20 protein-coding genes are annotated in these 8,247 nt (G+C 45.0%); all 20 read right to left on the bottom strand.

Translation table 11 applies throughout. From position 1 onward, the window contains the following. Nucleotides 1-447 (bottom strand): terminase large subunit domain-containing protein (locus VN429_RS10515; protein ID WP_325633053.1); only part of this gene is annotated, 447 nt, incomplete at its 3' end. An 88-nt stretch (nucleotides 448-535) separates the two neighbouring features. Beyond that, nucleotides 536-1,003, bottom strand: coding sequence for a hypothetical protein (locus VN429_RS10510; RefSeq protein WP_325633051.1), 468 nt, complete (start codon nucleotides 1,001-1,003; stop codon nucleotides 536-538). Between the two features lie 2 nt (nucleotides 1,004-1,005). Then, nucleotides 1,006-1,314 (bottom strand): hypothetical protein, encoded by a 309-nt coding sequence (locus tag VN429_RS10505; RefSeq protein WP_325633049.1) that lies wholly within the window; start codon nucleotides 1,312-1,314, stop codon nucleotides 1,006-1,008. Continuing rightward, complete coding sequence (locus tag VN429_RS10500; protein ID WP_325633047.1) at nucleotides 1,311-1,502, bottom strand: hypothetical protein; 192 nt, start codon at nucleotides 1,500-1,502, stop codon at nucleotides 1,311-1,313. Before VN429_RS10500 ends, VN429_RS10505 begins: the two co-directional genes overlap by 4 nt. Next, on the bottom strand, nucleotides 1,499-1,867 hold the full coding sequence (locus VN429_RS10495) for a hypothetical protein (protein ID WP_325633045.1): 369 nt from the start codon (nucleotides 1,865-1,867) through the stop codon (nucleotides 1,499-1,501). The genes VN429_RS10500 and VN429_RS10495 overlap by 4 nt, the downstream gene beginning before the upstream one ends. A gap of 239 nt (nucleotides 1,868-2,106) precedes the next feature. Further along, nucleotides 2,107-2,541 (bottom strand): hypothetical protein, encoded by a 435-nt coding sequence (locus tag VN429_RS10490; protein WP_325633043.1) that lies wholly within the window; start codon nucleotides 2,539-2,541, stop codon nucleotides 2,107-2,109. Then, nucleotides 2,538-3,026 (bottom strand): hypothetical protein, encoded by a 489-nt coding sequence (locus tag VN429_RS10485; protein ID WP_325633041.1) that lies wholly within the window; start codon nucleotides 3,024-3,026, stop codon nucleotides 2,538-2,540. Before VN429_RS10485 ends, VN429_RS10490 begins: the two co-directional genes overlap by 4 nt. A gap of 3 nt (nucleotides 3,027-3,029) precedes the next feature. After that, complete coding sequence (locus tag VN429_RS10480; RefSeq protein WP_325633039.1) at nucleotides 3,030-3,746, bottom strand: hypothetical protein; 717 nt, start codon at nucleotides 3,744-3,746, stop codon at nucleotides 3,030-3,032. 487 nt (nucleotides 3,747-4,233) lie between these two features. Further along, entirely contained in the window at nucleotides 4,234-4,425 is a 192-nt protein-coding gene (locus VN429_RS10475) for a hypothetical protein (protein WP_325633028.1), read from the bottom strand. After that, nucleotides 4,422-4,778: a DUF1064 domain-containing protein gene (locus VN429_RS10470; protein WP_325633026.1), complete on the bottom strand. Its 357-nt coding sequence runs from the start codon at nucleotides 4,776-4,778 to the stop codon at nucleotides 4,422-4,424. Before VN429_RS10470 ends, VN429_RS10475 begins: the two co-directional genes overlap by 4 nt. Continuing rightward, nucleotides 4,775-4,969, bottom strand: a complete 195-nt coding sequence (locus VN429_RS10465) for a hypothetical protein (protein ID WP_325633024.1) — start codon at nucleotides 4,967-4,969, stop codon at nucleotides 4,775-4,777. Before VN429_RS10465 ends, VN429_RS10470 begins: the two co-directional genes overlap by 4 nt. 252 nt (nucleotides 4,970-5,221) lie before the next feature. Continuing rightward, on the bottom strand, nucleotides 5,222-5,404 hold the full coding sequence (locus tag VN429_RS10460) for a hypothetical protein (protein WP_325633021.1): 183 nt from the start codon (nucleotides 5,402-5,404) through the stop codon (nucleotides 5,222-5,224). Continuing rightward, a complete protein-coding gene (locus VN429_RS10455) occupies nucleotides 5,401-5,727 on the bottom strand; it encodes a hypothetical protein (protein ID WP_325633019.1) in 327 nt (108 codons plus the stop codon). The genes VN429_RS10460 and VN429_RS10455 overlap by 4 nt, the downstream gene beginning before the upstream one ends. Beyond that, nucleotides 5,724-5,915, bottom strand: coding sequence for a hypothetical protein (locus VN429_RS10450; protein WP_325633017.1), 192 nt, complete (start codon nucleotides 5,913-5,915; stop codon nucleotides 5,724-5,726). Before VN429_RS10450 ends, VN429_RS10455 begins: the two co-directional genes overlap by 4 nt. After that, a complete protein-coding gene (locus VN429_RS10445) occupies nucleotides 5,915-6,136 on the bottom strand; it encodes a hypothetical protein (RefSeq protein WP_325633015.1) in 222 nt (73 codons plus the stop codon). Before VN429_RS10445 ends, VN429_RS10450 begins: the two co-directional genes overlap by 1 nt. After that, a complete protein-coding gene (locus VN429_RS10440) occupies nucleotides 6,123-6,455 on the bottom strand; it encodes a hypothetical protein (RefSeq protein WP_325633013.1) in 333 nt (110 codons plus the stop codon). The genes VN429_RS10445 and VN429_RS10440 overlap by 14 nt, the downstream gene beginning before the upstream one ends. Beyond that, nucleotides 6,437-6,775 (bottom strand): hypothetical protein, encoded by a 339-nt coding sequence (locus VN429_RS10435; RefSeq protein ID WP_325633011.1) that lies wholly within the window; start codon nucleotides 6,773-6,775, stop codon nucleotides 6,437-6,439. Before VN429_RS10435 ends, VN429_RS10440 begins: the two co-directional genes overlap by 19 nt. Nucleotides 6,776-6,971: 196 nt before the next feature. Then, on the bottom strand, nucleotides 6,972-7,274 hold the full coding sequence (locus VN429_RS10430) for a hypothetical protein (RefSeq protein WP_325633009.1): 303 nt from the start codon (nucleotides 7,272-7,274) through the stop codon (nucleotides 6,972-6,974). Further along, nucleotides 7,271-7,591: a hypothetical protein gene (locus VN429_RS10425; protein WP_325633007.1), complete on the bottom strand. Its 321-nt coding sequence runs from the start codon at nucleotides 7,589-7,591 to the stop codon at nucleotides 7,271-7,273. Before VN429_RS10425 ends, VN429_RS10430 begins: the two co-directional genes overlap by 4 nt. A 205-nt stretch (nucleotides 7,592-7,796) precedes the next feature. Further along, on the bottom strand, nucleotides 7,797-8,247 hold a 451-nt coding region (locus VN429_RS10420), incomplete at its 5' end, for a hypothetical protein (RefSeq protein WP_325633005.1).

The raw sequence follows: 8,247 nt of genomic DNA, 5'->3' as shown, positions 1-8,247 counted from the left end.
GGTCTTTCTCGTTTGTGGGTCCTTTAAGATATCTTTTACAATCTTACTGGGTCGGGGGGTTGTGGTTATACAAACTTGAGGATGATCTCCTAATCGGAGTCCCAATAAGGCCATATCCCAGGTTTCCTGATCATATTTCCAGGATGCCAATTCATAAGCCCAAATAAAATGATGTTGAGGACCACGGAGTGCATCCGGTTCTTCGGCAGAAAATAAAGTTAGTATTGTCCCATTAGGCCAAGTAACACGGCGTTTTGAGGGTTCGTATAATGGTTTATCGTCCGGATGAGAACAGGCGATAATCCCGGATTCGCCTTCCACCATCGTATCCCGGGCATCAGCAGCTGTTCTGGCTATGCCTGCTAACCTGCAACCCGGATACTTTTTAGCTTTCTCTATGATCCACTCTGCACCAGCTCGTGTTTTTCCGAATCCTCTACCGGCCATGATAAGCCAATAATCCCAATCTCCCGGAGGAGCGATCTGATTAGGTCTTGCCCATGTCTGCCAATCGTATTTTAAAAGAAGTGCTTGTTCAGGGGTAAGACTCAGTATTATCTGGTTCTGGGCTTCTGGTGGCAGTGATACGAGAGAGTTTAGTAATGAGTTCAAGTCTAACGTCCTCTACGCTTGGAGCCTCTTTTTCCCTTTCCTTTTCAGTTAGGATGAGTGTAACCTGCATTAAGAGTTTTAATACCCCGGTTATCTTCCCGATCCCCTCCAATGCCGTTTTCAGATCCCCGGCAGCTTGGGCTTTATTGGTGATGCCCTGTGCTTGTTCCAATAGGTCCATTGTTGTCTGTAGCAAGTCGTTTGACTTTGCAACTTCGGCGACAAACTTAGCTTCTGATATGGTCTCCGGAATATGGGATCGATGACGTTGTACTGCTCCCAGGCTCAATCCGTACTGAGCCACAATGGATCGGTTTGATGATCCATTAACCAAAAGTTTGTTGATCTCATTACACGCAGGATGTGCGCAAACAGTGCAACCACGCGACATAATCAGGGGGATTCGTGGATCGATCCAACCGATCCAGGCATCCTCCAGCACTTTGATTTCTGATTGGTCTTCGTTGCACCTATCTGTTTGAGTACGTGTCCGAGTTGCCACCGTCTGGGTCTGATATCCAGGGAGGTTAGGATAGGATAATGTTCCGGGTCCGCAAGTGCAAAACTGTCAAGGTCCCCAATAGTGATAAAATTCCTTCCATTGCATCTCAGTTGAATCAGTGCCAGGGCTTCGAGTTCAACCGGGGAAAAACGGTCCACTCTGCTAGCAGGTCTTCGGGCGTTTACGGATATCTCAATCATTTAGTGACAACCTCAATGTGATTCACAGGAACATACAAAATTGCAGTGCTCGGATCCATGTCTGTATGTCCTTCGAGTTCAACAACGACCTTTGCCCTTCCACTGGGTAAGAAAGTCACAAGCCCAGTCTTCCCGTTGTACATACCATACAGGCTGGAGTTTGTCGGTAGATGGAGCCTGGCTTTCATTTCCATCTCCAGGCAAGATATGCACCAACAATCGACGCTATGATCGCCACTGCAGCAACCCAAAAAATGTTAAATGATTCTTTGAATACTTCCCAAACCGTTGATTGCCTTGTTGTGTGTGATTCTAATATTTTCTCGATTGCATCAATCCGGGATTTAATCGCAGCGATGCTTTCTTTGAGTTCCTTGACATCTTCCCGGATCATTTCCCATCTCTCTTCCCTGTTGCAGTTATTTTGTAATCTCCGGATTAGGTTGTCTTGATTTGATTGTCGTTTGTTAATGTCCTCAATAGCACCCCGGATATAGATAATGTGAGTTCCGAGTTCTCCGATGGTTGTTATATTTGACCCAATTGAATCCATTGCTTACACCCCGTCCAGGTCGCGAGCCTGGTTGTGTCACGCTTCCGGGATAGAGTGCCGGTATGCCGATGAAGGTCCCTGAATCGCTCATGCTGGTGTGGTATAGTAATCGTGTATATTTTAGGAGGGCTGCATACCGGCGATACTCCCGGAAGGATTCGAACCTTCTACCTCCCCCCAGCATGCTCTTCGCAGGGGTGTTCTGCCAATTGAACTACAGGAATGAGCAAAGGAGGTGATTAGTCAGAGTCAGCCGGGCTGACTTTCGGGTCAATGACCGGAGTCTCTGACGGGGTGAAGAGTTCGAAGATATCTGACCGGGATGATTCAGTGAAGACTTCGTTCTCATACTGGCCGATGATGAACTGCAGAGTATGAGGAAGTTCCTGGACAGTGACCAGTCTCATCGGGAGGTCTATGGCATATGATTCATACCGGCCTTCGGTCTTTCGAATGGTCGAATTGAACCCCTTTTCGTTCTGTTCGATTTCAACCGGCTGACCATCGAAGATCATCTGAAGGGAAAACATCTCCTGATCGTCTCCCTGGATACCAACAAAGATCTTTCCTGCGGTGGTCGCTGCGATACTCTGGATGTCTGTGGTCACTGCCGGGGATGCCCGGAGTGCTGCACCCTCTTCTGAAAGGCCAATGCCTACGATTTTGATACTCATACTGTCACTGCTCCTGGTGTTTCGATGTTTGTAGACTGTTCTACGGGGTTCACTTGATTAATGGTGACTTGATTGACAACTTGAGGTTGAACGTCTGATGGCGTTATATTGTCAGCGACGATCCCTTCTGGGAGGGTAGAGGTTCTAGATCCTCCTACAGGTAATGGTAGGGGAACATCTGAAGAATTGTAGATCTGTCTCCCGGTAATCGACTCAATAGCATAAATCTGAGAGGTTATTGCATCTGCAGCAAGTTTCTGAAATTCCTTACCCTCTTCCACAGTCAGATTTCCATCACTCGTTACTCGAAGGTAATAGTCAGATGCGATAGCGGTCTTCTTTGCTGAATCGACGATATCAGTAAGCATCTGGCCGAGGGTTTGGTTCTTCCTCACAAAACTTACTTTGGTGCAAATTCCCCATCCAAGACTTGCAATAGTAGCCAAGGAGGTTACAATTGTTACAACTGTCGCAATGTCTTCCATTTTTTAGTTCTCCGTAGAATTGACGGTGAAGGCAGTCTGGTTTACAGCCACCTTACCGGTGATGTTCGCAAGGTACGAATCAGAAAAGTCAGTGTAAGAGAATTCTGGGCGGACATTTCCGCCCCCTGACTGGTTTGTATACATATCGATTTTCTTGTGGCCTTCATTGACGTAGTCTATCGTTGAACTGTTTCCTCCAGTGCCGAGAGAGACACCATAGTTTACTGAACCGTGATATTGTCCTGCCCCGTTCCATGCAACCTGCTGACCTGCGGACATATTGGCATTATTGACGAATTTTGAATTTTTGATATAGGCTTCCTGCAGAAATCCCCCATATGTTGCATCGGCATATTGTTCTGTGACATTTGCTGATGCATCAGCTAATGAAGAATGAGTACCAAAATTGACGCCATTATGAAATTCAGAAAAGCCAGATTGTGAATATCTGTTGTTTATTCTTGCATCAAGAGTTGAGGAGTCTTCATAATGGAAGTTCCCATTTCCTGATACTATTTGGTCGGCTGATGTTCCACCGTTGTACTGTTCACCATTATGCATGAATCCATTACCGACCATGCCAGCATTCCATTGCTCTCCATTATTTACGAAAAATGTGCCCGCACCTTCTGCAGATACTGAGAACGTTGCTTGTGCTGCTAATGCAATATGAATAATCAAGTATAATGTGAACAAGAGGCAGATTATTCTTAATTTCATTAAAAAACTCCTCCTGAACTCCCACAACCGCCATTGCCCCCAGAACCCTTATACCAATCTTCATTACATGAACTGAACACACAATGAATGTATTCGGAAGTTTTCTGTGACCAACTGCGAGGAGTAGACGGTTCGGTTGCTGCTCTTACCTCTGCTTCAAGTGGTCTCTTGAAGTCAGCCGGATCGAACCATGACATACCGGAATATTAGCAGTAGATTAAAAAAGATTCACGTATCGTGCGTTATTTGTTAAAACTGTAAGTGTTGCAAGACCTGTATTAACTGCTGGATTCAGCGGGTATTAACCCCTTATTAAACAGAGATTTCATGTGCCTGCAGGTCTCACAGGTCAAAGGATCTGATTCATCCCATTGCGACCCTTGGTTTTCTGACCAGTGCTGATCTGTTGATCTTCCGCAGAGAGATCTCCCATTTACGTAAAAATGGACTTTTTTGGATCTTTTAGAGCACCCCCATTTCCCGTTCATTATCGCACCTGCTCAGAAAGGGGTTGCATGATGGATGCTGTTTGAGTATTAAAGATATAATCCGGGTATTTCTGTTGTGCATACAGGCAGAGTTCCATGGATATCTTTTCTGCTTCAGCTTCAACATCTGCACGGCTGCCCTGCTTTTTTGCCCGAAACGTAAGCCGGTTTGATACACACCAACTACTCATAATAATCTCAACTCCAGGCACGGGTAACGTATGATGAACAATTTTCTTTTTAGGAGGAAATCTTTAGTTTTTGTTGCATCCCCGCCCTTTACGTCTTCGATGACCCAGTGATTCATCCCCTTGTATTTCACTGCGAAGTCCCCCCTGTACTTGTTCTCCCTTTCCATCTTCCCGGTCCATGGATTCCGGTGTTTGTTAATGATGACAAACTCTGGCTGTCTGAAATACGATACGACTTCTCCGGCTCTTTGCAGGAGTTTGAGGTCTAAATACCTCCGTGCCTCTTTCTTGCTGTCGAACGTGATGTCGTCAACGATGGTTTTGATATTGTGATATTTCGATTCTGATTTCATTTTCGCACCGCCTTTACGATTCTATCAGGTTTACCTGACTCTACCGGGATGATTTGTATGCCAACGTATTTTCCTCCCTGACACAGCCCATTGGCGAATTCAAGTGCTTTTTTATTGTCAGGGAATTGCCATTTCTCATACTCTTTCGGCTCCGGTGATTCCTCCGGGGAGAAGAGGGTTTGTTGAGTCATTCGGAGCCCTCTTTCTGATAGTTTAACATCTCCTGATAAGCAAACAATGCCCCGTCTCTCATCTCCTTGGTCCAAGTGTGTTTATCGGACTTAAAAAACGCGATTCTCGCTTCTATCTTGGATTTTATCCACTGAGGTAATGCTCTATCTTCATGGATGAAATGGCAACAACAAATAGGGGTTGTTTTTTCTCTTATGCAATGATCATACATCCCAAATTGTGCACAATCCTTCTCATGAAAGCAAGGGTTTTTACTCATGAGCCATCTCCCTGATGAAATTCTCCTCTACCATCCAGTCAGTAGGGGAGATTGATTGAGAGCAAGCATAGAGAACCGGACCAGGTCCAAAGAGGTGAACAAGAGGCCTTATAATGATTCTGCAGACCATGCAGGATGCATTGATCAGAATACACCGGAGGAGAGAGGTGATCATGAGGTGACCACCTGGCCGATAATCATCCATTGATCTGGTGGGGTTGGGCTCTTTGGTTGGATTGCCAAGAATATTTTTCCGTTTTGGGGGAATTTACCAAACCGAACTTTTTGATGAGGATAATCTTTTTTTATTCGTTTCAATGCCTTTTTGACAATTTTTAGGGAAAACATGGAAAGATCGTAAAAAGGATGCATCTGCTTTCCGCTTTTTACGAGCCATTTTATGTCTCTACGATTCCAGATAGATGCCCCATTCGCCCCTAATTCGAATCCTGGCAAAGCCTGAACCGCTCCTGTTCGATAGTCAAAGGCTTTGTTCATGCTTCCTCCAGTGGGGCCGAGGTTGCTCCTTCGTGAGTATACCTGGTGATGACGATTCTGTGCGGGTTAGAAGATGATTGACGGACATGTGACAGAAATTCTTTTTCTTCGCTTTGTTTGGTTACTCTTGCAGTGTGGTTAATTGCTGTCAGATTGTCAAGGTCGACAGCAATAAGATACTCCTCCATCAGACCCACCCTTGCAATTTTGCATAGCGTTTTCCTTCCGATGTAAGGATGAAGTCGGTTTTCCCGTCAGGATCACGTTTGACGTATGATGCACTGATGAGATGGCTGACCGTTTGCCGAAGTTCAAGAGGAAGATCCAATTTGTTGAACCCTTCCTTTTTAATTTCAATGACTTTTTGTAGGCATTCTCGTGTCGCATCCGATCGTTTAGACTTGCCCATTCCCCACCTCTGCAAAAAACTTTAATGCGTTAGTAAACCGGATTGTAGTTTTCTTTACGATTTCTTTTTCATTCTCTTTCAATGAGGTTTCGGAAAGAATATCTTCGATTTCCACTAGGATCTTTTCAGACCAAAGTTCAATCTTACAACCCGCTTTCATGGCTTTTTCTAGAGATCTTTTAGTTTGTTCATCAACGGTTAATGTGCCAGGAATTCTCAATCCAATATAGATGTCTTTTCGAAAATTCCCTATTTTAGCCTCCGGGTTTACCGGACCGTGAACGAAATTGATCATAAATCTCATATGAATTTCGCCCATGCTTCACCTCGGAGAATATACGAGGCGTTTTTTAAATGGTTGAAAGCAGATTCTTCATCGATAGTAAAGTTTGGATCTGATGTTGCAGAGTAACCTAATTGCCAGATGATTTCCGCTCTGGCGTCTAGAAGTTCCTGAAATGAGGTGCTTAGGGCATCTATACGCTCTTTTAATATCTCATCTCCAGATGAGCGGTACTCATTTTTCAGGTCCATAAGTGCTCTTTCAAATTTTAATCTGAATCCCTGAGGAAGAGGAATGAGGGTAGGGGTCTCCTTTTGTTCTCTTCGTAGGTCAAAGATGGTATCCAGGTCGGTCATCTTCTCCTCCAGATGCTTCCCTTCTTTTGGAGATAGAATAGTCCTAATCGATATCTCCATTCAAAGAGGGCTCCAGTCCAGCAGCCTTCATTATCTGGAGATGGGCCGTTATTTCCGAACCCATACAAGCCGAAGTAAATCAAAAAATTCCGGGTTTGGATGAAGTATCTACCACATGCCGGAGGGGTTACCAAAGTCAAGATGTCGCCGCCTTTGGTCTTTTTACCTTTCTCAAAACGTAGTCGCAAGAGTAATCGAACTCTCCCCCTGGAGTTTCTTTATGATGAATCTGTTGGCATTGTCCCCTAATTTCTCCCCAACAAATCTCTTCTACTTCGAGAAGCCATCCTTCCCATGCATGTTCTGCTATCTCATCTCTTGCTTTTTGTGCCCGATCTATTGCCTCTTGCTTATTCCAATGGGTTTTGAATCCCTCATCTGAAAGATAGCACCCTTCAGGAGTAAATGAAAAATATTTTGGGAGATTGCCTTGAGTCACACTGTCACCTCCCGGGGAGGACACAAGAGAGCAGGTGCAATGCAACCGGGGGACTTCAGAACGTCTTCGAATTGCCAGGACGCCATTCTGTACCGCCTGGATCCAACATGGGCATAGACCGTCTTTTTTGTTTGAGCCGGGAAAAGGAGACCATCAGATGTCAGTTTGCCATCATACTTTCTCATCAGCTTTGCCCGGGCATTGTTTTGGATGGCGTGTTTGGCTGCTGAAATGGTTGTGATGTATGATATCCCGTCCAGGTCAATGATGATGGCATCCTCATCCATAACCTGCCGAGCTACTCCGGAGGCTATCATGCTACCTCCTCCGGGCACAGGTGATTGAACCCTTGCCTAGTGATCTCGTAGTAATCAGCCCTTTGACGAACTTTTCCGGATGATTCAAGTCGGATGAGTCCGGCTCTAATCTGATGCGGTGAGAAACTCCGGATTCGGTGGGTTAGTTGTCTCTCGGTGCTACCGGGGTTGTGTAGCAGATCGATGAGGATGTCACGGTCAGGAGTCATGATTCAAACCCTCTCGATTTAACAAATCGCTGACATTCCTCAACAGTGACAGGGAACCCACACTCATCAGAAAGAACCTTTACCGCTCTTCTCCAGGCAGGTTCTTGATCACCATAAGGATCGAGATCTGGGAGTTTTCCAAACCACGAACTCTGATTGATAAAAAAGGAATCAGCTACTTCAGAAAATACTCTGGTTCGTGATTCAACCAGATCCCGAGCTTGTTCCTCAAAGGTTCGTTGCTCTTCAACGATCTTCCTTTGAGCCGCAACTTCTTTTCGAAGTTTATCAGCAATGATTTTGGCTTGTTTCCCTGGAGAGTAATCTGGATTATTTAGGAGGATTGTCTCTTCCAAAACGAGGTTTACGAATTCTGAAAGATTTGTAATTCCACAAGATTGAATCCCTAAAACTAAATCAGGGTTCAAATAAAGGCAATGCCCTTTC

This window comes from Methanospirillum sp. (genome assembly GCF_035560735.1).
GTDB lineage: Archaea > Halobacteriota > Methanomicrobia > Methanomicrobiales > Methanospirillaceae > Methanospirillum.
This window is presented reverse-complemented; position numbering and strand designations above follow the sequence as displayed.

Coding starts and splice junctions, on each gene's coding strand:
- VN429_RS10475 (WP_325633028.1), bottom strand. CDS start 4,425: ATGAGTAGTTGGTGTGTATCAAACCGGCTTACGTTTCGGGCAAAAAAG.
- VN429_RS10465 (WP_325633024.1), bottom strand. CDS start 4,969: ATGACTCAACAAACCCTCTTCTCCCCGGAGGAATCACCGGAGCCGAAA.
- VN429_RS10445 (WP_325633015.1), bottom strand. CDS start 6,136: ATGGGCAAGTCTAAACGATCGGATGCGACACGAGAATGCCTACAAAAA.
- VN429_RS10450 (WP_325633017.1), bottom strand. CDS start 5,915: ATGGAGGAGTATCTTATTGCTGTCGACCTTGACAATCTGACAGCAATT.
- VN429_RS10485 (WP_325633041.1), bottom strand. CDS start 3,026: ATGGAAGACATTGCGACAGTTGTAACAATTGTAACCTCCTTGGCTACT.
- VN429_RS10510 (WP_325633051.1), bottom strand. CDS start 1,003: ATGTCGCGTGGTTGCACTGTTTGCGCACATCCTGCGTGTAATGAGATC.
- VN429_RS10455 (WP_325633019.1), bottom strand. CDS start 5,727: ATGAACAAAGCCTTTGACTATCGAACAGGAGCGGTTCAGGCTTTGCCA.
- VN429_RS10500 (WP_325633047.1), bottom strand. CDS start 1,502: ATGAAAGCCAGGCTCCATCTACCGACAAACTCCAGCCTGTATGGTATG.
- VN429_RS10490 (WP_325633043.1), bottom strand. CDS start 2,541: ATGAGTATCAAAATCGTAGGCATTGGCCTTTCAGAAGAGGGTGCAGCA.
- VN429_RS10505 (WP_325633049.1), bottom strand. CDS start 1,314: ATGATTGAGATATCCGTAAACGCCCGAAGACCTGCTAGCAGAGTGGAC.
- VN429_RS10460 (WP_325633021.1), bottom strand. CDS start 5,404: ATGATCACCTCTCTCCTCCGGTGTATTCTGATCAATGCATCCTGCATG.
- VN429_RS10435 (WP_325633011.1), bottom strand. CDS start 6,775: ATGACCGACCTGGATACCATCTTTGACCTACGAAGAGAACAAAAGGAG.
- VN429_RS10470 (WP_325633026.1), bottom strand. CDS start 4,778: ATGAAATCAGAATCGAAATATCACAATATCAAAACCATCGTTGACGAC.
- VN429_RS10425 (WP_325633007.1), bottom strand. CDS start 7,591: ATGATAGCCTCCGGAGTAGCTCGGCAGGTTATGGATGAGGATGCCATC.
- VN429_RS10495 (WP_325633045.1), bottom strand. CDS start 1,867: ATGGATTCAATTGGGTCAAATATAACAACCATCGGAGAACTCGGAACT.
- VN429_RS10440 (WP_325633013.1), bottom strand. CDS start 6,455: ATGGGCGAAATTCATATGAGATTTATGATCAATTTCGTTCACGGTCCG.
- VN429_RS10480 (WP_325633039.1), bottom strand. CDS start 3,746: ATGAAATTAAGAATAATCTGCCTCTTGTTCACATTATACTTGATTATT.